Below are 24,661 nucleotides of genomic sequence, written 5' to 3'. Positions count from 1 at the left end.
TTCGGGCTTCTCCTGTGCGTGCTTGCTCACGGCTGTTCGGGACGACGCAACCGCATGAGGAATTCCTGGTGGTCGCGCACCTGGTTGGCGTCGGCGTCGGTCGGACTCGCCTGCCAGGACCCGTCGGGCAGCAGCACCCAGCAGCGGGTCATGGGGTCGAGCGCGGAATCGAAGACCGTGCCGAGCTGCTCGGTCAGGCGCGGATCCTTCACCTGCACCATGACCTCCACCCGGCGGTCGAGATTGCGGTGCATCATGTCGGCGCTGCCGATCCAGGTCTGTTCCTGTGCCTGGAACTGCAGCACCCGCGAGTGCTCGAGGAAGCGGCCGAGGATCGAGCGCACCTCGATGTTCTCGCTCAGGCCCGGCACCCCCGCACGCAGGCCGCAGATGCCGCGCACCACGATCTGCACCGGTACGCCGGCCTGGGAGGCGCGGTAGAGAGCGTCGATGATCTGCTCGTCGACGATCGCGTTGGCCTTGAGCCGGATGCGCGCGTCGAAACCCTCACGTGCCAGCTCGATCTCGCGGTCGATCCGCTCGATGATGCCTGCCCGGACACCGAGCGGGGCGACCATCAGATTGCGGTAGTCCTCCTTGCGGGAGTAGCCGGTGAGCGAGTTGAACAGGTCGGTCAGGTCGGCGCCGATCTCCGGTGCCGCGGTGAACAATCCGACGTCCTCGTACAGGCGCGCGGTCTTGGGGTTGTAGTTGCCGGTGCCGATGTGGCAGTAGCGGCGGATGGTCGAACCCTCGCGGCGCACCACCAGGCACGTCTTGCAGTGGGTCTTGAGGCCGACGAGGCCGTAGACCACGTGCACACCCGCCTGTTCCAGCGCCCGCGCCCATTTGATGTTGGCCTGCTCGTCGAAACGTGCCTTGATCTCCACCAGGGCCACCACCTGCTTGCCCGCCTCGGCGGCCTCGATCAGGGCGTTGATGATGGGGGAGTCACCGGAGGTGCGGTACAGGGTCTGCTTGATCGCCAGCACCTGCGGGTCGGCGGCGGCCTGCTCGATGAACCGCTGCACGCTGGTGGAGAACGAGTCGTAGGGGTGGTGCACCAGCACGTCGCCCTCGCGCAGCGCGCTGAAGACATTGCGCGGGGTCTCGCGCTCACCGAACGCGGCGGGGGTGGCCGGTACGTAGGGCGCGTCCTTGAGTTCGGGCCGGTCGACGCCGTAGACCTGCCACAGGCACGACAGGTCGAGCAGGCCGGGCACCTGGATCACATCGGCGGGGTCGACCTCTAACTCACGTAGTAGCAACTCCAGCATGTGCTCGGTCATGTCGTCGGAGACCTCGAGCCGCACCGGCTTGCCGAAACGGCGACGCGCCAGTTCGCGTTCCATCGCCTGCAGCAGGTCCTCGTCTCGGTCCTCGTCGACCTCGAAATCGGCGTTGCGGGTGATCCGGAACGAATGGGTCTCCACCACTGTCAGGCCGGGGAACAGCAGATCGAGGTGGGCGGCGATGAGTTCTTCCATCGGCAGGAAGGCCGCGATGGCCGACGGCGCGCCGGTGCGGCGCACGCGGACGAACCGGTCGACGTTGTCGGGCACCTTCACGCGGGCGAAGTGCTCGCCGCCGGTGCCCGCGTCCTTCACCGTCACGGCGAGATTGAGGCTCAGGCCGGAGATGTAGGGGAACGGGTGGGCCGGGTCGACGGCCAGCGGTGTGAGGACCGGGAAGACCTGATCGGTGAAATAGCTCGAAAGGCGTTGCCGTTCGGCTTCGTCGAGGCCCGACCAGCCGATGATGTCGATGCCCGCGCCTGCCAGCGCCGGGTTCACCGAATCGATGAAGACCTTCGCGTGCCGCTCGGCGAGTTCCTGTGCGCGGGCGGTGATCATCTCGAGCTGTTCGGACGGTGAGCGGCCGTCGGCGGAACGCACCGAGAGCCCGGTCTCGGCGCGGCGTTTGAGCCCGGCGACCCGGACCATGTAGAACTCGTCGAGGTTGGAGGCGAAGATCGCGAGGAACTTCGCGCGCTCCAGCAACGGCAGGGAGGCATCCTCGGCGAGGGCGAGCACCCGGGCATTGAAGTCCAGCCAGCTCAGTTCCCGGTTGAGGTAGCGATCGCGTGGCAATCGCTGCGAACTGCCGTCGGCGCCCGAGGCGATGGCGGCCGCAGGTGGCGGGGAAATCGGGGGCAGGGACTTGATGGTTTCCGTGTCGCTCACGCTGTCAATCATCCCCTACCGACCGCGTGGTCCGCAGCATGACATCGGGTGAACTCCTGGTGCGGCGACCGGCTAGCACACCGTACGGACGGGATCGCTTCGGTGGGCGGTGATTCCGAACTCCCGCAGCGCGTCGGCGGTGTGGACGCCGACGCCGAGCGCGCGCACGGCGTCCAGATCCTCGGGTGTGTCGACGTCGCAGCGCAGGCCCGGCCAGTGGCCGGGCACGACGACGGCGCCGTATTCACGGTGGGCGCGGGCCGAATCGGGGCCGAAACGTGGTGCCAGCGCATCCGGTGCGGTACCGGCCAGCAATGCCGAAGTGCCGGTCCCCGTGTGATCGATCACCACCGCGCGGGTGGCGGGCGCGACAGCGAGGAAGCCGGTGAGTTCGGCGGTGCGCAGGGCAGGCAGGTCGGCCTGCAGGGCGAGCAGGCGAACCGGACCACTGCGGTGGCGCACGTCGTCGGCCGCGGCGGTGAGGGCGGTGTTGAGGGGGTCGCGGTCGGCGGGCGGCTCGGCCAGGACGTGCGCGCCGAGTTCGCGTGCGCGGGCGGCCACGACGTCGTCGGGGGTGACAACGGTCAGCGAAGCGATCGCGGGCACGGCGGCGGCCGCCTCGACGGTGTCGGCGAACATGGCGAGCACCAGCCGAGCGCGCTGGTCGGCGCTGAGCACGGCCGACAACCGGCTCTTGGCCCGGTCTCGGTGCTTGACCGCCATCACGGCGTGCACGGTGTGCATGGTCTCGATCCTTGCATGGCATATTGGGCTGATGACGAGGGCTGCGGTTATGGGTGCTGGGTCGTGGGGTACGGCATTCGCGAAGGTGTTGGCCGAAGCGGGTACCGAGGTGACGATCTGGGCCAGGCGCGAAGAGGTGGCTCGCGCGCTCGACACCGAGCATCAGAATCCGTTCTACCTGCCGGGCGTGCAGTTGCCGCCCGTGCGGGCCACCCACGATCACCGGATCGCGCTCGACGGCGCGGATCTGGTCGTGCTCGCGGTGCCGTCGCAGTCCCTGCGGGCCAATCTGGGCCATTGGAAGGACGATGTCGGCGCCGACGCCACGCTGATGAGCCTGGCCAAGGGCATCGAGACCGGGACGCTGCTGCGGATGAGCCAGGTGATCGCGGAGGTGACCGGCGCCGAACAGGGCCGCATCGCGGTGCTGTCGGGGCCCAATCTCGCCCACGAGATCGTCGAACGCCAGCCCGCGGCCACCGTGATCGCCTGCACCGACACCGAACGCGCACAGCAGGCCCAACATGCCTGTGCCACCGGCTATTTCCGGCCCTACACCAATACCGATGTGGTGGGCTGCGAGATCGGCGGCGCCTGTAAGAACGTCATCGCCCTGGCCTGCGGTATCGCCTCGGGCATGGGACTCGGCGACAACTCCGTGGCCAGTCTCATCACCCGTGGGCTGGCCGAGGTGATGCGGCTCGGGGTGGCGCTCGGCGCGCAGCCGGTGACGCTGGCCGGGCTCGCCGGCGTGGGTGACCTCGTCGCCACCTGCACCTCGCCGCTGTCGCGCAACCGGTCCTTCGGGTATGTGCTCGGACAGGGCGGGTCGATGCAGGCCGCGCAGGAGGCGACCAACGGTCAGGTCGCCGAGGGTGTGAAGTCGTGCACATCGGTGCGGGCGCTCGCGGCCGAACACCAGGTCGAGATGCCGTTGACCGACGCGGTGCACAAGGTGTGCCACGAGGGACTTTCGGTGAACGAGGCCGTCGGCAGCCTGCTCGGCAGGCGCATGAAACCCGAATAAGGCCGATGCCGCCGCGGCGGCGCGAACCTACTACGGTGACGTTCATGACGGAACGGATCAGGGTAGCTGTGGTGTTCGGCGGGCGCAGCAGCGAGCACGCCGTCTCGTGTGTGTCCGCGAGCAGCGTCCTGCGCAACCTCGATCCGCGGCGCTACGAGGTGGTGCCCATCGGGATCACCACCACCGGCAGCTGGGTGCTTGCCGAGGGGATCGGCGAACTCACGCTCAGCCACGGCGAACTGCCCGCCGTCGATGCCGCGGGCACCGCGCTCACCCTGGCCGCCGACCCCGGCCGTTCCGGCGCGCTCGTCGCCCTGGACGATCCGACCGCCACGCTCGGCACCGTCGATGTGGTGTTCCCCATCCTGCACGGCCCGTTCGGCGAGGACGGCACCCTGCAGGGCATGCTCGAGCTGGCCGGGGTGCCCTATGTGGGCGCTGGTGTGCTGGCCAGCGCGGCCGGGATGGACAAGGAATTCACCAAGAAACTGCTGGCCGCCGAATCGCTTCCGGTCGGTGTGCAGGTGGTGTTACGTCCCGGCACGCAGACGCTGACCGCCGAGGAACGCGACCGCATCGGCCTGCCCGCCTTCGTGAAACCCGCGCGCGGCGGTTCGTCCATCGGCATCACCAAGATCACCGACTGGTCGGCCCTCGACGACGCCGTCGCCACCGCCCGCGCCCACGACCCCAAGGTGATCGTCGAGGCGGGCATCGTCGGGCGTGAAGTCGAATGCGGTGTCCTCGAATTCGCCGACGGCGACGTGCGCGGCAGCGTCGTCTCCGAGATCCGCATGCCCGACGCCGACGCCGCCGCCCCCGAGTTCTACGACTTCGCCACCAAATACCTCGACGACGTGTGCGAATTCGACGTGCCCGCCAAGCTCGACGACGCCGTCGCCGACGAGATCCGCGCGCTGTCGGTGCGTGCCTTCCGCGCCCTGGACTGCCAGGGCCTGGCCCGCGTCGACTTCTTCCTCACCGCCGACGGCCCGGTCATCAACGAGATCAACACCATGCCCGGCTTCACCCCCATCTCCCAATACCCCCGCATGTGGGAAGCAACCGGCATCGACTACCCGACGTTGGTGTCGACCCTCATCGAAACCGCCGTAGCCCGAGGCACCGGCCTGCGCTGACCCGGCGGCGGAACAACCACGGATTTTCGGCCGCCTCGAATCCGAGGGGCGAGACGTAACGGCGAAGCCGAAGTATCGCCCCTCGGATTCGAGGCCTTCCGGGCCGAAAATCCCGCGGCGCCAGCCGCCAATGTCACAGCTCGCCAGGGTTGATCGGTTGGGCGGGGAGGGTCGCGGTGATCGTGTCGGAGACCGTTTGCACCGCGGCTGTGCCCGACCCGTCGGGGACCGTCAGGGCGATGTAGGTTTCGCGATCGACGGCGAACCATGTGCCCGTCTTGGCCGTCTCGTCGCGAACCTGGAACCACTTCACCCCGTCGACCTCCTGCAGCGGTGAGGCACGGTTGAATTCGAGTGGCCGGTCCAGGCCGCAGCGCAGCACGATCGGCTCCCCACCCTCGGGCAGTTGCCAGGCGCGGGTGGCGGGCGGGGCCGGTTCGGCGAGGGTGGATTTGGTGTAGTCGCCCAGGTCGGCGGGCAGGGCAGGCAGCAGGGCCGCGCAGGCGGGGCCGTCGGCGGCGGGGGCGGGGACCGGTCCCAGCGCGAGCGGTTCGCGTTCGACGGGGGCGCGCAGGATCAGGAAGGCGGCCACGAGCACGCCCACGATCAGCACGATGGGTAGGGCGACAGCGGTGGCGATCAACGCGGGGGAGTACTGGCTGTCGGCGGCCGGTGTGTCGTCGGCGCTCTCGTCGTCAGGGTCGTCGGCCGGTTCCGCTCCTGGAGTGGCTTTGCGGAGGGCTGACGGTTCGGCAGTGCCCTCGGGCCCGGTCGCCTCGTCGCGATCGTCCGCTGTCGGGTCCGACGATTCCGCCATAGCCGCGTGGTCCTTTCCTCGTCGCCTGCGCCGCGCACCGTCGGTGGTGCCCGATCGCCTCCGAAAGGGTACCGTCGGGGCGGTTTCGTCAGGTCGGCAGCACAGCGGGAAGGAGTCGGTCATCAGCGAGGACAGCCGTTCGCAGACGGTGCGTGAGCTGGGTGAATTCGCGGTGATCGACCGGATCAACGCCGGTCGCGAGCAGGCCGCGCACGTGTTGCTCGGCCCGGGCGACGACGCCGCGTTGCTCGCCGCGCCCGACGGCCGGTTCGTGGTGAGCACCGACATGCTCGTGGAGGGCAGGCATTTCCGGCTCGACTGGTCGTCGCCGTCCGATATCGGGCGCAAGGCGATCGCGCAGAACGCCGCCGACGTGGTGGCGATGGGGGCGCGGCCGACCGGTTTCGTCGTCGCGATCGGTTGCCCGGCCGATACCCCGGTGCGCGTCGTGGAGGCCATCGCCGACGGCATGTGGGCCGAGGCGACCCGCGCGGGCGGTTCCATCGCGGGTGGCGACCTGGTGCACAGCGACCAGCTGGTGATCTCGGTGACGGCTTTCGGTGATCTGGGCGGGCAGGCGGCGCTCACCCGTTCCGGCGCGGTGGAAGGCGATATCGTCGCTGCCGCAGGCAAACTCGGCTGGTCGGCCGCCGGGCTGACCGTATTGTCCAGCGGGGCAGACCTTTCCGATCCGGCGTTCGCGCACGCGCTTGCCACACACCGGGTTCCGCAGCCACCGTACTCCGAGGTGATCGACCTGTTCGGGGTGCACGTGCCCAACGCGCTCACCGATGTGTCCGACGGTCTGCTCGCCGACCTCGGCCACCTGGCCGCGGCATCGGGCGTCGCGATCGACGTGCATGCCGCCGCGCTCACCGACCCCGCCCTCGACGCTGTCGCCGCCCGGCTCGAAGCCGATGCGGGGCAATGGATCCTGGCCGGCGGCGAAGACCACGCATTCGTCGGCACCTGGTCGCCCGAGACCGCGCTGCCGCCCGGCTGGCGGCCTGTCGGGGTCGTTACCGCAGGCAGCGGCGTCACCGTCGACGGTGCGCGGCCGACCGGAACCACCGGCTGGGAATCGTTCCGTGGGGCGGACGCCACGGTCGAGCCCGGCAAACGATAGGTTGTGCGGTCATGGGTGCCAAACCACTGTCGGAGATCATCGATCCGGGCTGGGCCCGGGCCCTGGAACCGGTCGCCGACCGCATCAGCGAGATGGGCGAATTCCTGCGCGCGGAGAACGCCGCCGGACGCGGATATCTACCCGCCGGGGAGAACGTGCTGCGCGCGTTCCGGCGCCCGTTCGACGCGGTGCGCGTGCTGATCGTCGGCCAGGACCCCTACCCGACTCCCGGCCACGCGATGGGACTGAGTTTCTCTGTCGCGCCGGATGTTTCGCCGATCCCGCGCAGCCTGTCCAACATCTTCGCCGAGTACACCAAGGATCTCGGCTTCGATACGCCCAAGTGCGGCGACCTGAGCCCGTGGTCGGATCAGGGTGTGCTGCTGCTGAACCGAGTGCTCACCGTCACCCCCGGCACCCCGGCCTCACATCGTGGTAAGGGCTGGGAAGCGGTGACCGAGCAGGCGATTCGCGCGCTCGTCGACCGTGACGAACCACTCGTCGCCGTGCTGTGGGGCCGGGACGCGGGCTCGCTGAAGCCGACCCTGGTCGCCGCCGAGGTCCCCTACATCGAATCGGCACACCCTTCGCCGCTGTCCGCCTCGCGCGGGTTCTTCGGGTCGCGACCCTTCTCCCGGGTCAACGAACTGCTCGACGAACTCGGCGCCGATCCTGTCGACTGGCGGTTGCCCTGACCCGGGGTGCCGCCGCACGAGAAGAAAATGATGAAGGAGCACAACCGGATGCACACCACAACCGTTCGCGCCGCACTGGCGACCGCCGCCGTCGCCGCCGCGATCACCGCGGGTGCGGGCTCGGCCTCGGCCGCGGGCCTGCAGCTCGAGCCCTACAACGAGCAGGCGACCCCGGTGCAGACCAGCCCCGTCGGTGAGGAATGGACCTCCACCGGCACCTCGACCATCTCCTCCGGCGTCAACGCCAAGATCACCTGCATCCTGCAGAACACCTTCAGCGCCCTCGGCGCTGTGTGTTAAAGCGGCTGGCGCCGCGGGATTTTCGGCCCTGAGGGCCGAAAATCCGTGGTGGCGGAGTTGCGGCGTGAGCGCCGGTCAGGCGAGGTTCGCGTAGTCCGGCTTGCGCTTGGCGACGAAGGCGTCCACCCCTTCGCGCCCGGTGCTGCTGTTCGCGGCGGCGGCGATGCTGTCGCGTTCCGCGTCGAGCTGCTGGTCCAATGTTGCCGTCGGCGACTGGGCCAGCAGCTTTTTCATGGCCGTGTAGGCGGCGCGGGGGCCGGTGGTGAAGCCGGTGGCCACGCGAAGGGCCTCGGTGCGGATCTCGTCGTCGGGGACGATCCGGCTGAGCAGCCCGAGTCGTTCGGCCTGCTCGGCGCCGATCACGGCGTCGGTCAACAGGATCTCGCGGGCCCGGCCGGCGCCGACGATGCGCGGCAGCGACCACGACATCCCGCCGTCGGGGGTGAAGCCGATGCCGGGGTAGGCGGGACGCATCTGGGTCGACGGACCGCCGATGGCGATGTCGGCCGCGCACACCAGGCTCATGCCCGCACCGGCGGCCCAGCCGTGCACCGCCGCGACGACGGGTACGGGGGCGGCGGTCAGGGCACGCACGAAGTCGTGCAGCTGGGTGGCCAGCTCGTGCAGGAAGGCGCCTCGGTCGTCGGCACCGGCGAAGTGGCGGACATTGCCGCCTGCGCAGAAGTTGGCGCCCGCACCGGTGATCAGGATCGCGCCGACCTCGTCGCCGAGCGAACGCAGGGCGGCGGTGCCCGCGTTGATCAGCTCGAAATCGAGGGAGGTGCCCGCGGCCGCGGTCGCGATGGTCAGGTGCAGTACGCCGTCGACGACGACCGGTTCGCTACTCATGCCCGTCACATTAGCGAGGAGCGCGCCGCCACTGTTGTTCGGGCAGCAGCGTGAACGGGTCGGTGCGGCGCAGACCCGTGTCGGCGAAACCGTGCCTGCGGTAGAAGGCGTGCGCGCGCGGATAGTCGCCGAGCACCCACAACTGGCAGGGCGCATCGGGAACGGTGGCCGCGAGCAGGTCGTCGGCGACGCCGGTGCCGTGCCAGGCGGCGCGCACGTACAGCGCTTCCAGCTCGCTACCGGTGGGCTGTCGCGACGCGGCGGCGAAGCCGATCAGGTCGTCACCGTGCCAGGCGACGAGCAGCCGATAGCGGTCGTCGGTGCGGCGGCGTTCCCAGGTGATCGCCGAACTGTCGAGATCGAACGCGGCGAGCAGGTGGGCGGGGACCAGCGAGTCATAGGCCTCCTGCCAGCTGGCGATGTGGCAGGCCGCGAGCGCGGTGATGTGCGTGGCGCTCGCCGGGACGATCCGCCACTCAACCACGAATCGCCCGTTCGACGACAAAACCCCGGACAACCCATGAAGGGTGCCGGGGCACTGTCGGCAGAATGTACGGGCCGGAAATCAGCCGCGGACGACCTTGCCCGCCTTCAGGCAGGAGGTGCACACGTTCATCCGGCGGGTGTTGCCAGGGGCAACCTGCGCACGCACGGTCTGGATGTTCGGGTTCCAGCGACGGTTGGTGCGCCGGTGCGAGTGCGAGACCGACTTCCCGAAACCGGGGCCCTTGGCGCAGACGTCGCAAACGGCAGCCATGTCGCGAGCTCCTTCATGTCATAAGCGGTCAGCGCGCACGTGTGCCGCTGAACCGGAAACTGATGTCGTCAAATGCCTTGCCGACTTGCATCGGCCAGCGCAGACCTGTCGAGGCCGCACGAGGCAACCCTGCAAGCGTAGCGGGCCCGGCCGGGAACTTCCAAACCGGGTGCCCTGCTCGTCGGCGCGAACACGGGGTGCGTCCGTGGTCAGGGTACTGCTGTCGGTCGCTGGCGCTAACCTGGCTGCGATGCTCGGCGGGCGAGCACGGCCGACGGGGAACGAGGTGACGGTGACGCAGGTGCCCGAGGCGCTCGACGGCGCCGCGCTGCTGTCGTGGGCCAGGTCCTGCTGTGCGGGCCTCGAGTCCCGCCGATCCGAGATCGACGCCCTCAACGTCTTCCCCATCGCCGATTCCGACACCGGAACCAACCTGCTGGCCACGATGCGGGCCGCTCTCGCTGCCGCCGAGGCCGACGGCGGAGCCCAGGAGCGGTCGCATGTGCAGCCCGAGCTGGGGCAGGCGCGTTATGCGACCGATTCGGGCGGCGCGCTGGGCGATGGTCGGGCCGGGGAGGTGGCGAAAGCGCTGGCGCGTGGCGCCACGGCCGGGGCGCGGGGGAACTCGGGGATCATCCTGTCGCAGGTGCTGCGGGGAATCGCCGAGGCAGCCGTCGATGGGCCGTTGACCGGGGAGCGGCTGCGGGTGGCGTTGCGGCGGGCGGCGGTGCTGGTGCGGCAAGGGTTGAGTGCGCCGGTGGAGGGCACGATTCTCACGGTGCTGGATCGGGCCGCCGTCGCTGCCGCCGAGTCCGGCGATTCCTCGCTCGAGGGTGTGGCGAAGGCAGCGGCCGATGGTGCCGCACGTGCGCTGAACGAGACGCCCGCCCAACTCGGTGTGCTGCGGGCCGCGGGCGTGGTCGACGCCGGTGCGCGCGGTCTGCTGGTACTGCTGGACTGCCTCGTCACCGAGGTGTGTGGTGTGGCTCCCGAACGCCATACCTACGCCCGTGAGCGAGGTGGCGGCGCGACGCCGGCTACGGGTGCGCAGCGTCGGCACGGGCAGTCGATCAGCGCCTCCGAGCGCGGACGCGGTGGCGGGCAGCTGCCGAGATCGGTCGGCGCGCCTCCGGTCGGGTCCGATGCCCGTCGCGATCGTGGTGCGTCGCTCGGTGGTCGTGACCTCGGCGGACACGCCGGGACGTGCGGTGACCACGACGATGCGCCGGGGTGCTGGAACGACGAGGCGCCGAGGCGCTGGGCTGAGGCGCGCAGGGTTGACGAAGGGCGGGGCAGCGACCAGGACGAGTCGTTCCGTGGCCGTGACGAGGTGCGCGGAGACCGCGACGGTCTACGGGCGGACGAGGACCGGGGCCGCGGCGCCGACCCGCATTTCGAGGTCATGTATGTGATCTCCGGCACCGACGACGCGGGCGCGGGGATACTGCGGGAGCGGTTGGCGGTGCTCGGTGATTCCGTCGTCGTGGTCGGCGACGGCGATACCACCTGGTCGGCGCATGTGCACTGCCGTGACGCGGGTGCGGCGATCGAGGCGGGGCTCGCGGTCGGGGCGTTGAGCGCCATCCGGGTCGAAAGCTTCGCCGTCACAGCGCACAACGGCGTCGGCGACCATCCGGAGTCGGCTCCGGTCGACGCGGGCTCGGTGGGGCGAACCACCCTTGCCACCGATGGGCTCGCTGACCGAGGGGTCGTCGCCGTCGTGGCCGGCGCTGATGCGGCGGAGCTTTTCGAGGACGCGGGCGCGGTGGTGCTGCGCGAGGACGAGGCCTTCGACGCCGACATCCTCCTGCGGACGATCCGGGCGATGCCGCACCGCGAGGTGCTGGTGCTGCCCAACGGTGCGCTGCCCGCGCAGGAACTGGTCGCCGTCGGTGTGGCCGCGCGTGACGGTTCGCGCGACGTGCTGTTGTTGCCGAGCGCGTCGATGGTGCAGGGGCTCGCCGCGCTCGCGGTGCACGATCGGGGACGGATCGCCGTCGACGACGCCTTCGCCATGTCCGAGGCGGCGGCGACCACCCGCTGGGGTGCGCTGCGGGCGGCCCGGGTGCGTGCGCTGACGATGGTCGGAACCTGTTCTCCCGGTGACGGTTTGGGCCTGGTAGGCGAGGATGTGGTGGTGATCGACCCGGACGTGGTCGGCGCGGGACGCATCCTGCTCGACCGGATGCTCGGTCTCGGTGGGGAATTGGTGACCTTGCTGATGGGCGCGGGCGCCGGGCACGAACTGGGGCAGATTCTCGCCGATCATGTGCGCGCCGGATTCCCCGGCGTGGATGTGGTGGTGTATTCCGGTGGGCAGCAAGCGGATCTGGTGCAGATTGGGGTCGAGTAGACGATGACGACACTGAGCGACCGGCTCGACCACGTACTCGGCGTGAAGGCCGCCGACCGCCTGGCCGAAGCCTTCGACATGACCACCGTCGAAGACCTGCTGCGCCACTACCCGGCGCGCTACGCCACCCAGGGGCAACCGCTGACGGAGGAGGAACCGGAGGAGGGCGCGCACATCACCGTGATCGGCCGGATCACGAAAACCGAACTGCGCCCGATGAAGAACCGCCGCGGCTCGCTGCTCAAAGTGCAGCTCGACACCGGCGCGGCCCGCCCGATCGAGGCCACCTTCTTCAATGGCGACAAGGTGCGCTATCTCGTGAAAGACGGTGTGCGGGCGATGATGTCGGGCACCGTGCACTGGTGGCGCCCCGACCGCTGGAACCTCTCGCACCCCGACTATCTGATCCTGCCCGACAAGGCCGAGGCGGGCGTGGAGCAGCTCACGTCGGTGCGCGGCAGCGGTGCGTTGCGCGGGCTGGCTCAGAGCGCCAAAGGTGCCGGGGGAGTGGACGCTTCGTTCTTCGAGCGGGAGTTCGTCCCGGTGTATCCGGCGACGGCGAAGGTGCAGAGCTGGGATCTGCTGGCCTGTATCCGGCAGGTCCTCGACCAGCTCGACCCGATCGACGACCCGCTCCCGGCGCAGCTGCGCGAGGAACGCAACCTGCTCGAGGTGTCGGACGCGCTGCGCCTGATCCACCTACCCGAACACAAGCTCGATATCGAGCGGGCGAGGGACCGTTTACGTTTCGACGAAGCCCTCGCCCTGCAGCTTGTGCTGGCCGAACGCCGTCACGAGGTGGAGGGCCGCACCGCGCCCGCGTGCCCGCCACGCACCGACGGCATCGCCGCCGACTTCGACCAGCGGCTGCCCTTCGAACTCACCGAAGGGCAGCGGCAGGTGATCGACGAGATCTCCGACGACCTGTCGCGCACCCGCCCCATGCACCGCCTGCTGCAGGGTGAGGTGGGTTCGGGCAAGACGATCGTCGCCCTGCACGCCATGCTCCAAGCGGTGGACGCCGGTCGCCAGTGCGCCCTGCTCGCGCCGACCGAAGTTCTTGCCGCACAGCACTACCGGTCGCTGCGGGCGATGCTCGGCGATCTCGGCACCGCGGGCGAACTCGGCGCCGCCGAGAATTCCACCAAGGTGGTGTTGCTCACCGGCTCCATGTCGGCGGCGGCGAAGAAGTCCGCGCTGCTCGACGCGGTGACCGGCGAGGCGGGCATCGTCATCGGCACCCATGCCCTCATCCAGGACGCGGTCGAGTTCTTCGACCTCGGTCTCGTGGTGGTCGACGAACAGCATCGCTTCGGCGTGGAGCAGCGAGACGCGCTGCGCGCCAAGGCGAAAGGCGGTGTGAGTCCGCATCTGCTGGTCATGACCGCCACCCCCATCCCGCGCACGATCGCGATGACGACCGTGGGTGACCTGGAAACCTCCACGCTCACCCAGTTGCCCAGGGGCCGTTCGCCGATCACGTCGAAAGTCGTTGCGCGCAAACTGCATCCGGCCTGGGTCGAGCGGGCATGGGAGCGCATCGTGGAAGAGGTCGGCCAGGGCAGGCAGGCCTATGTGGTGTGCTCGCGCATCGGCGAGGATCCGGACGCGCCACCGGCCAAGGGTAAGAAGGCAGAGGAGAAGGAAGGCCCGACCACCCAGGCCGCGGTCGACATGTACGAGACGCTGAGTACCGGGCCGCTCGCGGGTGTGCGCGTGGGACTGCTGCACGGGCGGTTGCCGTCCGACGAGAAAGACCACGTGATGCGCCAGTTCAACGACGGCGCGATCGACGTGCTGGTGTGCACCACCGTCGTCGAGGTCGGTGTCGACGTGCCGAACGCCACCGTGATGGTGATCGTCGACGCCGACCGGTTCGGTGTGAGCCAGCTGCACCAGTTGCGCGGACGCATCGGCCGCGGCAAGCACCCCGGCCTGTGCCTGCTGGTCACCGATGCCGCACCCGGCGGCACCGCGATGGCCCGGCTGGAAGCGGTCGCCGCCACCACCGACGGCTTCGAACTGTCGGTACTGGACCTGCGTCAGCGCCGGGAGGGCGACGTACTCGGCTCGGCTCAGTCCGGCACCGCGCGCTCGCTGCGCCTGCTGTCCCTGCTCGACGACCTCGAGGTCATCACCGCCGCCCAGGACCTGGCCCGCCGGATCGTCGCCGAGGACCCCGGCCTGGTGGAACACCCCGGCCTCGCGGGCATGATGAATGCCGCCGTCGACGGCGAACGCCTGGAGTACCTCGCCAAATCGTAGGGGTGGGCGGCGCGGTCATGGATGGCTCGTCGTGCGCTGCGCGCCTGCTTCGTGGCCCCTGGGCGGAAGCGGCTGGGCGATCAGGCGGGACGCACGCCGATCGCCTGATCCATCGCCGCTCGAGCAGGCCGTGTCTCAGCGTGGCAATCGCGGATACGGCAGATCCGTCGCGGTGTGTTCGGCGACCGCCAACGGCCGCCCGATCTGCGGGAACGCGCGCTGTGGGCACGCGGGCCGCTCGCACACCTTGCACCCGGCCCCGATCGGCACCGCGATATTCGGGTCGTCCACCTGCATCCCCTGCGAGTACACCAGCCGATCGGCGTACTCGATATCGCAGCCGAGCGCGACGACGAAGTTCTTCGCCGCTGTCCCGTACCCCTGCGCCGTGGCGGGTGTGGTGCGCGCGATCCACAGGTAGCGTCTGCCGTCGGGCATCTCCGCGATCTGGGTGAGGATGCGCCCGGGGTGGGCGAAAGCCTCGTGGGTGACCCACAGCGGGCAGTTGCCTCCCACGCGCGAGAAGTGGAAAGCCGTGGCGGACTGGCGTTTCGAGATGTTGCCCGCCCGGTCGGTGCGGACGAGGAAGAACGGGACCCCACGCTGACCCTGCCGCTGCAACGTCGCCAGCCGATGACAGACCGTCTCGAACCCCACCTCGAATCGCAACCCGAGCAGGTCGACGTCGTAGCGCAGTTCCTCGGCCGACCGCAGGAACCGCCCGTAGGGCAGGATCAGCGCCCCGGCGAAGTAGTTGGCCAGCCCCACCCGCGCCAGCGTGCGCGACTCCCCGACCAGGGCCCGGGATTCGGCGAGCACATTGTCGATCTCGCGGCCGTAGAGCAGCAGGCCGAGAGTGGACGCGATCTGGAACGCGCGCTGCCCGGGCCGCAGCCGCCGGGCCAGGGTGAGCGTGCGGGTATCCGGGTCGTAGTGGCGTTTGGGGATGGACGGGTCGGCGCCGTCGCCCCGCACGAGCACGGTGACGCCCGCGCGTTCCTCGGCGATGCGCGCCAGCTGCCGGTCCAGCGAACCGATGCTCAGCCCCGACTCCTCGAACAGCTGCTCCGCGGCGTGATCGAGGGTGGCGATGTGATTGCGGTGGTCGTAGAAGAAGTCCCGGACGTCCTCGTAGGGCAGCGGGGTGCCCGGTGCGCCGGTCGGGGTGTCGACGCGGGAGGAGAGCAGGTCGAGCTGATCGGTGGCCGCGCGTAGCCGCCGGTGCATGGCGATGACGATCCGCGCCACCTCCGGTAGCCGGGTGGCCAGCTCCTCCACCTCGGTGATCGGTGCGGTGTCGCCGCCGCCCGCCGCCTCGACGAGCACCTCGTGCAGGTCCGAGACCAGCCGCGCGTCGGAGTCGGCGGCGAAGAACTGCACGTCAAGGTCGAAGGTCGAATTCAGTTTCAGCAGAACGGGAATGGTGAGCGGACGCTGATCGCGCTCGAGCTGGTTGAGGTAACTCGGCGAGAGATCGAGCGATTTGGCCAGCGCGGCCTGGGTCATCCGTCGTTCTTCGCGTAGCCGTCGAAGTCTGGCCCCCGCGTACATCTTCCGCACGCCAGGATCCTAGCGCCGCTGGTTCGCAATGTTCGCTGAAAGTGTGGAATGCCCTAGGAGAAGTGCAGTCCCGCAAGGGATTCTGCCGTGGATTACTCGTGCGTAACATGCGAAGCGAGCGTGGGTGCCGATCGCACCGGAGGCGGGGCGCGGCGGTGAGATGTGACGGCCGCGTAACCGCCGGTTCGCAGGTGGGCGGGGGCGGCGGTGAAGAATGCTGCGAACCCACCTTGCGTGCCGGACGGGTCGGTGCGGCCGGGTACCGTGGTCCAATGTTCTCGAAAGTCTTGGTCGCCAATCGCGGCGAGATCGCTATCCGTGCCTTCCGCGCGGCCTACGAACTCGGCATCGGAACGGTCGCGGTCTTCCCGCACGAGGACCGCAACTCCGTCCACCGGCTGAAGGCGGCCGAGTCGTATCAGATCGGCGAGGAGGGGCACCCGGTCCGGGCGTACCTCTCGATCGAGGCGATCATCGACGCGGCCAAGAGCGCGGGTGCCGACGCCATCTACCCCGGATACGGGTTCCTCTCGGAAAACCCCGACCTCGCCGCGGCCTGCGCACGCGAGGGCATCACCTTCATCGGCCCGTCGGCCCAGGTGCTGGAGATGGCGGGCAACAAGGCGACCGCGATCGAGGCCGCCCGGGCCGCCGGTCTGCCGGTGCTGAAGTCGAGCGAACCGAGTGCCGACATCGACGAACTGCTCGCCGCGTCGGAGCAGCTCGAGTACCCGATCTTCGTCAAGGCCGTGGCCGGTGGTGGCGGACGCGGTATGCGCCGGGTCGCCGCGCCGGAGCAGCTGCGCGAGTCGATCGAGGCGGCCTCGCGCGAGGCCGAGTCGGCCTTCGGTGACCCCACGGTGTTCCTCGAGCAGGCGGTGGTGAACCCGCGCCACATCGAGGTGCAGATCCTTGCCGACCAGCACGGCAATGTGATGCACCTGTTCGAGCGCGACTGTTCGCTGCAGCGCCGCCACCAGAAGGTCATCGAGCTCGCGCCCGCCCCGAACCTCGACCCGGCGCTGCGCGAGCGGATCTGCGCCGACGCCGTCGCCTTCGCCCGCCAGATCGGGTACAGCAACGCGGGCACCGTCGAATTCCTGCTCGACGAGCGCGGCAACCACGTGTTCATCGAAATGAACCCGCGCATCCAGGTGGAGCACACGGTGACCGAGGAGATCACCGATGTCGACCTGGTGCAGTCGCAGTTGCGCATCGCGGCCGGGGAAACCCTCGCCGATCTGGGCCTGAGCCAGGACACGGTGGCGATCCGCGGCGCCGCGCTGCAGTGCCGCATCACCACCGAGGACCCGGCCAACGGTTTCCGTCCCGACACCGGTCGCATCACCGCCTACCGCACGCCCGGTGGCGCGGGCATCCGGCTCGACGGCGGCGCGAACCTGGGCGCGGAGATCGGCGCCTACTTCGACTCCATGCTGGTCAAGCTCACCTGCCGCGGTCGCGACCTGCCCGCCGCCGCCGCTCGTGCCCGCCGCGCGCTGGCCGAGTTCCGCATCCGTGGCGTGACGACCAACATCCCGTTCCTGCTGTCGGTGCTCGACGACCCCGACTTCCAGGCGGGCCGGGTGACCACCTCGTTCATCGACGAGCGCCCCGAGCTGCTCACCTCGCGCGGGTCGGCCGACCGTGGCACCAAGATCCTGACCTACCTGGCCGATGTCACCGTCAACAAGCCCAACGGTGACCGCCCGACCACGGTGTACCCCTACGACAAGCTGCCCGCCGTCGACCTGACGGTGCCGCCGCCGGACGGTTCGCGGCAGCGGCTGCTCGCCCTCGGACCGGAAGGTTTCGCCAAGGCCCTGCGCGAGCAGAAGGCCGTCGGTGTCACCGACACCACCTTCCGCGACGCGCATCAGTCGCTGCTCGCCACCCGGGTGCGTACCAACGGCCTGCTCGGTGTGGCGGGCCACGTCGCCCGGCTCACGCCCGAGTTGCTGTCGATCGAGGCGTGGGGCGGCGCGACTTACGATGTGGCGCTTCGCTTCCTGCACGAGGACCCGTGGGAGCGCCTCGCCGCGCTGCGCGAGGCGGTGCCGAACATCTGTCTGCAGATGCTGCTGCGCGGCCGCAACACCGTCGGCTACACCCCGTACCCGGAGCAGGTGACGCGGGCGTTCGTGTCCGAGGCCGCCACCACCGGTATCGACATCTTCCGTATCTTCGACGCGCTCAACAATGTCGACCAGATGCGCCCGGCCATCGACGCGGTCCGTGCGACCGGCACGTCGATCGCCGAGGTCGCCATGTCCTACACCGGCGACCTGCTGAACCCCGACGAGCAGCTCTACACGCTCGATTACTACCTGAAGCTGGCCGAGCAGATCGTCGACGCGGGCGCCCATGTCCTTGCCATCAAGGACATGGCCGGTCTGTTGCGCGCGCCTGCCGCCGCGAAGCTGGTCACCGCGCTGCGGAGCAACTTCGATCTGCCGGTGCACGTGCACACCCACGACACACCCGGCGGTCAGCTCGCCACCTACCTCGCCGCCTGGCAGGCCGGTGCCGACGCGGTCGACGGTGCGAGCGCCGCGATGGCGGGTACCACGTCGCAGCCTGCGCTGTCGGCGATCGTCGCCGCGGCCGCGCACACCGAGCGCGATACCGGTCTGAACCTGCAGAACGTGTGCGATCTCGAGCCGTACTGGGAGGCGCTGCGCAAGGTGTACGCGCCGTTCGAGTCGGGTCTGCCCGCACCGACCGGACGCGTGTACACCCACGAGATCCCCGGCGGTCAGCTGTCGAACCTGCGTCAGCAGGCGATCGCGCTCGGCCTCGGCGACCGGTTCGAGGAGGTCGAGGCCAAGTACGCGGCGGCCGACCGGCTGCTGGGCCGCCTCATCAAGGTGACGCCGTCGTCGAAGGTCGTCGGCGACCTGGCCCTGGCCCTGGTCGGTTCCGGCGTCGACATCGAGGACTTCGCCGCCGACCCCGGCCGCTACGACATCCCCGACTCGGTGATCGGGTTCCTGCGCGGTGAACTCGGCGAACCGGCTGGTGGCTGGCCCGAACCGTTCCGCAGCAAGGCCCTGGCCGGTCGCAACGAACCCAAGCCGGAAACCCCGCTCACCCCGGCCGATCAGGCCGGGCTCGACGGCACCTCCGAAGAACGGCGCGCCACCCTCAACCGGCTGCTGTTCCCCGGCCCGACCGCCGAGTTCCTGGCCCACCGCGACAAGTACGGCGACACCACCGGCCTGTCGGAGAACCAGTTCTTCTACGGTCTGCGCCGCGGCGAGGAGCACCGGGTGCAACTGGAGAAGGGCGTCACCCTGCTCATCGGGCTCGAAGCCATCTCCGAGCCGGACGAGAAGGGCATGCGCACGGTCATGTGCATCATGAACGGGCAGCTGCGCCCGATCGCGGTGCGCGACCGGTCGGTCGCCTCCGAGGTGCCCGCCGCCGAGAAGGCCGACAAGAACAACCCCGGTCACATCGCGGCACCGTTCGCCGGTGTGGTGACCCTCGCGGTGACCGAGGGCGACACGATCAACGCCGGTGACACCGTCGGCACCATCGAGGCGATGAAGATGGAAGCGGCCATCACCGCGCCGCGCGCCGGTGTGGTCCGGCGCATCGCCACCGCCAAGGTGCAGCAGGTCGAAGGTGGGGATCTGCTGGTGGAACTGGCCGCGCGCGAGTCGGAATGACCCGCATCATCGCCGGTGTGGCCGGTGGGCGGCGCCTCGCGGTGCCGCCCACGGGTACCCGGCCCACCTCCGACCGGGTGCGTGAGGCGTTGTTCAGCGCGATCGATGCCCGGCTCGATCTCGACGGCGCACGGGTACTCGACCTGTACGCCGGGTCGGGCGCGCTCGGGCTGGAAGCCCTCTCGCGGGGCGCGTCCCAGGCGCTACTGATCGAAGCCGACCGCAAGGCGGGCGCGGTGGTGCGCGCCAATATCGCCGAGCTGAACCTGCCCGGCGCCGAACTGCGTCTGGGCAGCGTCGCCTCGGTGCTGGCGCGGCCGGCTCCCGCGGCCTACGACGTGGTGTTCTCCGACCCGCCCTACGACGTGAGCACCGACGACGTCACCGCCGACCTGCGTGCCCTCGCCGAACACGGCTGGCTCGCGCCCGAGGCGCTGGTGGTGGTGGAACGATCCATCCGATCACCCGAAATCGCCTGGCCCGCAGGGTATTCGGTGCTGAAAGCACGTAAATACGGAGAGACGAGGATCGAGCTCGCCGAGTTCGGTGCTAGCGTCTGAGCTATGGCTGCTGCAGCACTGTGCCCCGGTTCCTTCGACCCGGTCACCAACGGTCACCTCGACGTGTTCACCCGCGCCGCCGCGCAATTCGACGAGGTGATCGTCACCGTGATGGTGAACCCCAAGAAGCAGGGCATGTTCACCGTCGAGGAGCGCATGGAACTGCTGCGCGAATCGGTGGCCCACCTGCCCAACGTGCGCGTCGGGTCATGGCAAGGGCTGCTGGTGGACTTCGCCAAGCAGGAGGGCGTCAGCGCGATCGTCAAGGGTCTGCGCGACGCGGGCGACTTCGGCTACGAACTGCAGATGGCCCAGATGAACCACAAACTGGCGGGCGTCGACACCTTCTTCATCGCCACCAACCCGTCACTGAGCTTCCTGTCCAGCTCCCTGGTGAAGGAAGTAGCGGCCTACGGCGGCGACGTCACCGACATGCTCCCCCCGGCCGTCCACAAGCGCCTCCTCGACCGCCTGGCCGAGCGGCGCGGCTAGAAGACGAAGCCTCTGAGCGCCAGGAAGCGCAGACCGCCGACGGCGGCGGTGATGGTGAGCACAGCCAGTGCCTGTGCGACATCGCCGAGACCGGGGGCCCAGACGCCGAGCGCGCCGAGGCTCGCCGTCGTGATCACCAGCCCGAGCAGGGCGAGCCCACCACCTTCCCACTGCGCGGTGAACCAGCCGACGCGGTCGGCGGCGTGAAAGGTGAGCTGGCGGTGCAGTTCGTTGGCGATCACGGTGCTCACGATCGAGCCGACGACATTGGCCACCAGGGGGCCGGTGCCGATCATCGCGAAGAACAGCAGGACGTAGGCGATGTTGCTGGCGCCGCCGACCAGGGCGAATCGGATGAGCTGGGGGAAGGCGCGGTCGCCGCGCAGGTACTCGAGGGTGCGGTCGAGCCGGGGGCGGGCCGCGGGTGCGGCGGGCATCGTCGTCGGGTACGGGGCGAACCAGGGTGTGAAAACACTCGTCACCGGATACTTCGGTGTTTCCAGGACGGTCATGATCGCTCCGATCGCGGTACAGGCGTCGACGCCGTTGTCGTGCCCTTCGATCGTAGCGAAGTGGAGGGTTGCACTCCACTTGATATCTGTGCGATCTCGGACACTGTCGCGACACACCGCGCCGACATTCGGCGCACCGGCCGATCACGGGCAGACTGGGCACGGCGGTAGCCGTTTTCGCCGTGAGTCCGCAGGAGGGTAGTGAGCATGTATCGCGTATTCGAAGCACTCGACGAGCTCGTCGCCATCGTCGAGGAGGCGCGCGGCATCCCGCCGACCCGCAGCTGCATCGTGCCCCGAGGTGACGTCCTCGAGCTCCTCGACGACGTCCGCGACGCCCTGCCCGGCGAACTCGACGACGCCCAGGACGTGCTCGACCACCGCGACAAGATCGTCGGCGACGCCCGCGCCGGCGCCGAGACCACCATCACCTCGGCCAACGAGCAGGCCCGCACCACCGTCGAGGACGCCCGCGCCGAGGCCGACCGGATCCTGGCCGACGCCAAAGCCCACGCCGATCGCATGGTCGCCGAGGCCACCGCGCACGCCGACCGCCTGGTCGCCGCCGCGCAGGCAGAGGCCGACCAGGTGGTCGCCGACGGCAACGCCGAATACGACGAACTCACCGGCCGCGCGCAGATCGACGCCGACCGCGCCATCGAGGCGGGCAAGGCCTCCTACGAACGCTCGGTCGCCGACGGTGAGGCCGAGCAGGCCCGACTGGTCTCGCAGACCGAGGTCGTGCGGGCCGCGCACGCCGAGTCCGCGCGCCTGATCGACGAGGCGCAGGCCGAGTCCGACCGGGTCCGCGCCGAATGCGACGAATACGTCGATCAGCGGATGGCCGAATTCGACGGCAAACTCGCCGCACTCGAGGAGACGCTCACCACCACCCGGCGCACGATCACCCGGGGCCGCAGGCACATGCGCGGCGCTCCGGCGCCCGACTATCCCGAATACGCCGCCGAGCACCGCCGGTGACGTTTTGAATTCGGGCGGGGTCCTGCATTACTGTTGAGTGGTTGCCCACGATCCCCTCAGCAGAAGTGAGTTTGTGATGTCCGCCCGTTCCGGTTCGCCTTCGCGTCCGCACAAGACCAGCAACGGTCCTGTGTCCGACGCGGGTTTCGTGCTGGATGTCCGCAATCTCGGCCGTCGGCCGGGAACCATGCGGGAGGTGCGGCGCACCGCCACCGAGCACGAGCGGATGGGTCTCGACCTGATCGCCATCCCGGCCGACGCCGAGGTGGACTTGGACCTGCAATTGCAGGCCGTCTCGGAGGGTGTGCTGGTCACCGGCACGGTGTCCGGGCCGACGGTCGGGGAGTGTTCGCGCTGCCTCGAGCCGTTCGAGGACCGGGTCGAGGTTCGTCTGACGGAACTGTTCGCGTATCCGGACAGCAAGACCGAGCAGACGACCGAGGACGCCGAGGTCTACCGCATGGAAGACGACCTCATCGACCTCGAGCCGGTGATTCTCGACGCCATCGGGCTGGAGCTTCCGCTGCAGCCGCTGTGCACCCCGGACTGCGCGGGCCTGTGCCCCGAATGCGGTGTGCGGATGGCGATTGCCGGTCCCGATCATGGGCATGAGATACTGGATCCCCGCTGGGCCAAGTTGGCATCGTTCGCCACCGAGGCGCCCGGCACCGGCGATCCCGCCGAGGGTTCCACCCCCCAAGACCGATCCGCTCCCGGGGCAGACGACGCCCGTGTGGTCAGCGAAAACCAAGAGGAGAAGTAGCCGTGGCTGTTCCCAAGCGCCGGATGTCCCGTTCCAACACCCGGTCGCGGCGCAGCCAGTGGAAGGCCGTCGCGCCGACCCTGGTCACCTGCCCGAACCGTGCCTGCGGTGAGAAGACCCTCCCGCACATCGCGTGCCCGTCCTGCGGTACCTACAAGGGCCGCCAGGTCACCGCTGCTGTCTGATCGTCCGATCAAACGTAGCGACGTGACCGATCACGCCAGTCTCCTCGCCGCCCTCGGTGTCGACGTACGACCGGAGCTTCTGCGCCTCGCGCTGACGCACCGGTCGTACGCGTACGAGAACGGTGGCCTGCCGACCAACGAGCGCCTGGAATTCCTCGGCGACTCGGTGCTCGGCCTGAGCATCACCGAACGCCTCTACACCGAGCACCCGGAGAAGTCCGAGGGTGAACTCGCGAAGCTGCGCGCCAGTGTGGTGAACATGCACGCGCTCGCCGAAGTGGCGCGTGGCCTCGGTGACGGCGGACTCGGTCAATACCTGCTGCTCGGCAAGGGCGAAGAGCTCACCGGCGGCCGCGACAAGCCGAGCATCCTCGCCGACGGCATGGAGTCGCTGCTCGGTGCGGTGCACCTCGAGCACGGCATCGAGGTGGCGCGTGGTGTGGTGCTTCGCCTGTTCGCCGATCTCCTCGAGCGCGGTCCGCGCATGGGCGCGGGCCTCGACTGGAAGACCAGCTTGCAGGAACTCACCGCCGAACGCGGTCTCGGCGTTCCCGCCTACGAGATCACCTCCACCGGCCCGGATCACAACAAGGAGTTCACCGCCACCACGGTGATCGCCGGGAATCCGTACGGTTCGGGTGTCGGCCGCTCCAAGAAGGAAGCCGAGCAGAAGGCCGCCGGTGCCGCCTACAAGGCGCTCACCGAGAAGACCACCGCCGCGGACGAAGCCGCCCAAGCCTGACGTGCCCGAACTTCCCGAAGTCGAAGTGGTGCGGCGTGGTCTGGCCGAGCACGCCGTCGGCCGGGTCATCAAGGACGTGACCGTCACCCATCCGCGTGCTGTGCGCAGGCATGTGGCGGGTCCGGCCGACCTCTCCGCGCAGCTCACCGGGCTGCGAATCGACGCCGCCCACCGTCGCGGCAAGTACCTCTGGCTCACCTTCGACGAGGCCCGGCCGCACCGGATCGGCGGCGGCGACCCCGCATCGGCAGCCGCGATGGACCTGGCCCTGGTCGTGCATCTGGGAATGAGCGGTCAGATGCTGGTGCAGCCCGCCGCGGCGCCGGTCGAGAAGCACGCCCATATCCGGGCGGTCCTCGACGACGGTGCCGAATTGCGGTTCGTCGACCAGCGCACGTTCGGCGGGTGGTCGCTGGCCGGTCTCGTCGAGGTCGACGGGAGCGTCGTCCCCGACACCGTCGCCCACATCGCCCGCGATCCGCTCGATCCGCGTTTCGATCGCGAAGCGGTCGTCGCCGCCATCCGGGCCAAGAACACCGAGATCAAACGGGTGCTGCTCGATCAGACCGTGGTGTCGGGCATCGGCAATATCTACGCCGACGAGGCGCTGTGGCGTGCCGGACTGCACGGCACCCGCATCGCTGCCGGCCTGACCCGTCCCGCGCTGCGCACCCTGCTCGACGCCGTCACCGCCGTGATGACCGAGGCACTGGCCGTCGGCGGCACCTCCTTCGACGCGCTGTATGTGAACGTGAACGGTGAATCCGGGTATTTCTCCCGGTCACTGGCCGCCTACGGCCGTGAGAACGAACCGTGCGACCGGTGCGGAGCGCTGCTGATCCGTGAGCAATTCATGAATCGCTCGTCGTTTTCCTGTCCGACGTGTCAGCGGAAGCCGCGTCGGCGCTGATCGCCGCGCGATACCGTTTCCCTGACAGAT

At 69.5% G+C, this 24,661-nt stretch carries 23 protein-coding genes; 15 read left to right on the top strand and 8 right to left on the bottom strand.

Annotation, left to right across the window (positions count from 1 at the left end):
• Nucleotides 1–26: 26 nt before the first annotated feature.
• Nucleotides 27–2,195: an RNA degradosome polyphosphate kinase gene (locus tag AB0I35_RS07635; RefSeq protein ID WP_357394964.1), complete on the bottom strand. Its 2,169-nt coding sequence runs from the start codon at nucleotides 2,193–2,195 to the stop codon at nucleotides 27–29.
• 60 nt (nucleotides 2,196–2,255) lie between these two features.
• Entirely contained in the window at nucleotides 2,256–2,927 is a 672-nt protein-coding gene (gene cofC / locus AB0I35_RS07630; protein ID WP_357394962.1) for a 2-phospho-L-lactate guanylyltransferase, read from the bottom strand.
• Between the two features lie 31 nt (nucleotides 2,928–2,958).
• On the opposite strand from cofC, the gene AB0I35_RS07625 reads away from it, so the two are divergent.
• Together AB0I35_RS07625 and AB0I35_RS07620 are read left to right on the top strand one after the other, a co-directional pair.
• The gene (locus AB0I35_RS07625; protein ID WP_357394961.1) at nucleotides 2,959–3,954 is read left to right on the top strand and encodes an NAD(P)H-dependent glycerol-3-phosphate dehydrogenase; all 996 of its coding nucleotides are present in this window, start codon (nucleotides 2,959–2,961) and stop codon (nucleotides 3,952–3,954) included.
• A 44-nt stretch (nucleotides 3,955–3,998) separates the two neighbouring features.
• Nucleotides 3,999–5,093 (top strand): D-alanine--D-alanine ligase family protein, encoded by a 1,095-nt coding sequence (locus AB0I35_RS07620; RefSeq protein ID WP_357394960.1) that lies wholly within the window; start codon nucleotides 3,999–4,001, stop codon nucleotides 5,091–5,093.
• 133 nt (nucleotides 5,094–5,226) lie between these two features.
• Here the strand turns inward: AB0I35_RS07620 and AB0I35_RS07615 are convergent, their stop codons facing one another.
• Nucleotides 5,227–5,910 carry a DUF3515 domain-containing protein gene (locus AB0I35_RS07615; protein WP_357394959.1) on the bottom strand — a complete coding sequence of 228 codons (684 nt, stop codon included), beginning with the start codon at nucleotides 5,908–5,910 and terminating at the stop codon, nucleotides 5,227–5,229.
• Nucleotides 5,911–6,031: 121 nt separating this feature from the next.
• Between AB0I35_RS07615 and AB0I35_RS07610 the strand changes: the two genes are divergently transcribed.
• From AB0I35_RS07610 to AB0I35_RS07600, 3 genes are read left to right on the top strand one after another with little or no spacing between them, the layout of a single operon-like run.
• Nucleotides 6,032–7,036, top strand: coding sequence for a thiamine-phosphate kinase (locus tag AB0I35_RS07610; RefSeq protein WP_357395030.1), 1,005 nt, complete (start codon nucleotides 6,032–6,034; stop codon nucleotides 7,034–7,036).
• A gap of 11 nt (nucleotides 7,037–7,047) precedes the next feature.
• On the top strand, nucleotides 7,048–7,731 hold the full coding sequence (locus AB0I35_RS07605) for a uracil-DNA glycosylase (RefSeq protein WP_067493352.1): 684 nt from the start codon (nucleotides 7,048–7,050) through the stop codon (nucleotides 7,729–7,731).
• Nucleotides 7,732–7,779: 48 nt separating this feature from the next.
• Complete coding sequence (locus AB0I35_RS07600) at nucleotides 7,780–8,031, top strand: hypothetical protein (RefSeq protein ID WP_357394958.1); 252 nt, start codon at nucleotides 7,780–7,782, stop codon at nucleotides 8,029–8,031.
• 75 nt (nucleotides 8,032–8,106) lie between these two features.
• Here the strand turns inward: AB0I35_RS07600 and AB0I35_RS07595 are convergent, their stop codons facing one another.
• From AB0I35_RS07595 to rpmB, 3 genes are all read right to left on the bottom strand, one after another.
• The gene (locus tag AB0I35_RS07595) at nucleotides 8,107–8,880 is read right to left on the bottom strand and encodes an enoyl-CoA hydratase-related protein (RefSeq protein ID WP_357394956.1); all 774 of its coding nucleotides are present in this window, start codon (nucleotides 8,878–8,880) and stop codon (nucleotides 8,107–8,109) included.
• 10 nt (nucleotides 8,881–8,890) lie between these two features.
• Nucleotides 8,891–9,364, bottom strand: a complete 474-nt coding sequence (locus AB0I35_RS07590; RefSeq protein ID WP_357394954.1) for a GNAT family N-acetyltransferase — start codon at nucleotides 9,362–9,364, stop codon at nucleotides 8,891–8,893.
• Nucleotides 9,365–9,445: 81 nt separating this feature from the next.
• Nucleotides 9,446–9,637: a 50S ribosomal protein L28 gene (gene rpmB / locus AB0I35_RS07585; protein WP_011210730.1), complete on the bottom strand. Its 192-nt coding sequence runs from the start codon at nucleotides 9,635–9,637 to the stop codon at nucleotides 9,446–9,448.
• A gap of 250 nt (nucleotides 9,638–9,887) precedes the next feature.
• Between rpmB and AB0I35_RS07580 the strand changes: the two genes are divergently transcribed.
• Complete coding sequence (locus AB0I35_RS07580; protein ID WP_357394952.1) at nucleotides 9,888–11,990, top strand: DAK2 domain-containing protein; 2,103 nt, start codon at nucleotides 9,888–9,890, stop codon at nucleotides 11,988–11,990.
• A 3-nt stretch (nucleotides 11,991–11,993) separates the two neighbouring features.
• Entirely contained in the window at nucleotides 11,994–14,255 is a 2,262-nt protein-coding gene (gene recG, locus AB0I35_RS07575; protein WP_357394950.1) for an ATP-dependent DNA helicase RecG, read from the top strand.
• 135 nt (nucleotides 14,256–14,390) lie between these two features.
• On the opposite strand, the gene AB0I35_RS07570 is transcribed toward recG, so the two are convergent.
• Nucleotides 14,391–15,815 carry a short-chain fatty acyl-CoA regulator family protein gene (locus AB0I35_RS07570; protein WP_357394948.1) on the bottom strand — a complete coding sequence of 475 codons (1,425 nt, stop codon included), beginning with the start codon at nucleotides 15,813–15,815 and terminating at the stop codon, nucleotides 14,391–14,393.
• Between the two features lie 272 nt (nucleotides 15,816–16,087).
• On the opposite strand from AB0I35_RS07570, the gene AB0I35_RS07565 reads away from it, so the two are divergent.
• The 3 genes from AB0I35_RS07565 to coaD are packed head-to-tail and all read left to right on the top strand — an operon-like array spanning nucleotide 16,088 to nucleotide 20,538.
• Nucleotides 16,088–19,486: a pyruvate carboxylase gene (locus tag AB0I35_RS07565; protein WP_357394947.1), complete on the top strand. Its 3,399-nt coding sequence runs from the start codon at nucleotides 16,088–16,090 to the stop codon at nucleotides 19,484–19,486.
• Complete coding sequence (gene rsmD, locus AB0I35_RS07560; protein ID WP_357394945.1) at nucleotides 19,483–20,046, top strand: 16S rRNA (guanine(966)-N(2))-methyltransferase RsmD; 564 nt, start codon at nucleotides 19,483–19,485, stop codon at nucleotides 20,044–20,046. The genes AB0I35_RS07565 and rsmD overlap by 4 nt, the downstream gene beginning before the upstream one ends.
• Before the next feature lie 3 nt (nucleotides 20,047–20,049).
• Nucleotides 20,050–20,538: a pantetheine-phosphate adenylyltransferase gene (gene coaD, locus AB0I35_RS07555; protein WP_357394944.1), complete on the top strand. Its 489-nt coding sequence runs from the start codon at nucleotides 20,050–20,052 to the stop codon at nucleotides 20,536–20,538.
• Here the strand turns inward: coaD and AB0I35_RS07550 are convergent.
• Entirely contained in the window at nucleotides 20,535–21,050 is a 516-nt protein-coding gene (locus AB0I35_RS07550) for a GtrA family protein (RefSeq protein ID WP_357394943.1), read from the bottom strand. The genes coaD and AB0I35_RS07550 overlap by 4 nt on opposite strands.
• Nucleotides 21,051–21,257: 207 nt before the next feature.
• Between AB0I35_RS07550 and AB0I35_RS07545 the strand changes: the two genes are divergently transcribed.
• From AB0I35_RS07545 to mutM, 5 genes are all read left to right on the top strand, one after another.
• Nucleotides 21,258–22,031, top strand: coding sequence for a DivIVA domain-containing protein (locus AB0I35_RS07545; RefSeq protein ID WP_067493372.1), 774 nt, complete (start codon nucleotides 21,258–21,260; stop codon nucleotides 22,029–22,031).
• A 76-nt stretch (nucleotides 22,032–22,107) separates the two neighbouring features.
• Nucleotides 22,108–22,794: a DUF177 domain-containing protein gene (locus AB0I35_RS07540; protein WP_067493375.1), complete on the top strand. Its 687-nt coding sequence runs from the start codon at nucleotides 22,108–22,110 to the stop codon at nucleotides 22,792–22,794.
• A 2-nt stretch (nucleotides 22,795–22,796) separates the two neighbouring features.
• Nucleotides 22,797–22,979 carry a 50S ribosomal protein L32 gene (gene rpmF, locus AB0I35_RS07535; protein ID WP_022565580.1) on the top strand — a complete coding sequence of 61 codons (183 nt, stop codon included), beginning with the start codon at nucleotides 22,797–22,799 and terminating at the stop codon, nucleotides 22,977–22,979.
• Between the two features lie 22 nt (nucleotides 22,980–23,001).
• Nucleotides 23,002–23,721, top strand: coding sequence for a ribonuclease III (rnc, locus tag AB0I35_RS07530; protein ID WP_357394941.1), 720 nt, complete (start codon nucleotides 23,002–23,004; stop codon nucleotides 23,719–23,721).
• A gap of 1 nt (nucleotide 23,722) precedes the next feature.
• The gene (gene mutM, locus AB0I35_RS07525; RefSeq protein ID WP_357394939.1) at nucleotides 23,723–24,631 is read left to right on the top strand and encodes a bifunctional DNA-formamidopyrimidine glycosylase/DNA-(apurinic or apyrimidinic site) lyase; all 909 of its coding nucleotides are present in this window, start codon (nucleotides 23,723–23,725) and stop codon (nucleotides 24,629–24,631) included.
• The last annotated feature ends 30 nt before the right edge of the window (nucleotides 24,632–24,661 follow it).

The sequence above is a fragment of the Nocardia sp. NPDC050378 genome (assembly GCF_040655675.1).
Classification (GTDB): Bacteria; Actinomycetota; Actinomycetes; order Mycobacteriales; family Mycobacteriaceae; genus Nocardia; species Nocardia coubleae.
The sequence above is the reverse complement of the archived record's forward strand: the minus strand, read 5'-3'. Positions and strand labels throughout refer to the sequence as shown.

What these genes read in the sequence shown, in the direction of transcription:
- AB0I35_RS07635 (WP_357394964.1), bottom strand. Translation starts at nt 2,195, where the DNA reads ATGATTGACAGCGTGAGCGACACGGAAACCATCAAGTCCCTGCCCCCG.
- cofC (WP_357394962.1), bottom strand. Translation starts at nt 2,927, where the DNA reads ATGCACACCGTGCACGCCGTGATGGCGGTCAAGCACCGAGACCGGGCC.
- AB0I35_RS07625 (WP_357394961.1), top strand. Translation starts at nt 2,959, where the DNA reads ATGACGAGGGCTGCGGTTATGGGTGCTGGGTCGTGGGGTACGGCATTC.
- AB0I35_RS07620 (WP_357394960.1), top strand. Translation starts at nt 3,999, where the DNA reads ATGACGGAACGGATCAGGGTAGCTGTGGTGTTCGGCGGGCGCAGCAGC.
- AB0I35_RS07615 (WP_357394959.1), bottom strand. Translation starts at nt 5,910, where the DNA reads ATGGCGGAATCGTCGGACCCGACAGCGGACGATCGCGACGAGGCGACC.
- AB0I35_RS07605 (WP_067493352.1), top strand. Translation starts at nt 7,048, where the DNA reads ATGGGTGCCAAACCACTGTCGGAGATCATCGATCCGGGCTGGGCCCGG.
- AB0I35_RS07600 (WP_357394958.1), top strand. Translation starts at nt 7,780, where the DNA reads ATGCACACCACAACCGTTCGCGCCGCACTGGCGACCGCCGCCGTCGCC.
- AB0I35_RS07595 (WP_357394956.1), bottom strand. Translation starts at nt 8,880, where the DNA reads ATGAGTAGCGAACCGGTCGTCGTCGACGGCGTACTGCACCTGACCATC.
- rpmB (WP_011210730.1), bottom strand. Translation starts at nt 9,637, where the DNA reads ATGGCTGCCGTTTGCGACGTCTGCGCCAAGGGCCCCGGTTTCGGGAAG.
- AB0I35_RS07580 (WP_357394952.1), top strand. Translation starts at nt 9,888, where the DNA reads ATGCTCGGCGGGCGAGCACGGCCGACGGGGAACGAGGTGACGGTGACG.
- recG (WP_357394950.1), top strand. Translation starts at nt 11,994, where the DNA reads ATGACGACACTGAGCGACCGGCTCGACCACGTACTCGGCGTGAAGGCC.
- AB0I35_RS07565 (WP_357394947.1), top strand. Translation starts at nt 16,088, where the DNA reads ATGTTCTCGAAAGTCTTGGTCGCCAATCGCGGCGAGATCGCTATCCGT.
- rsmD (WP_357394945.1), top strand. Translation starts at nt 19,483, where the DNA reads ATGACCCGCATCATCGCCGGTGTGGCCGGTGGGCGGCGCCTCGCGGTG.
- coaD (WP_357394944.1), top strand. Translation starts at nt 20,050, where the DNA reads ATGGCTGCTGCAGCACTGTGCCCCGGTTCCTTCGACCCGGTCACCAAC.
- AB0I35_RS07550 (WP_357394943.1), bottom strand. Translation starts at nt 21,050, where the DNA reads ATGACCGTCCTGGAAACACCGAAGTATCCGGTGACGAGTGTTTTCACA.
- AB0I35_RS07545 (WP_067493372.1), top strand. Translation starts at nt 21,258, where the DNA reads ATGTATCGCGTATTCGAAGCACTCGACGAGCTCGTCGCCATCGTCGAG.
- AB0I35_RS07540 (WP_067493375.1), top strand. Translation starts at nt 22,108, where the DNA reads ATGTCCGCCCGTTCCGGTTCGCCTTCGCGTCCGCACAAGACCAGCAAC.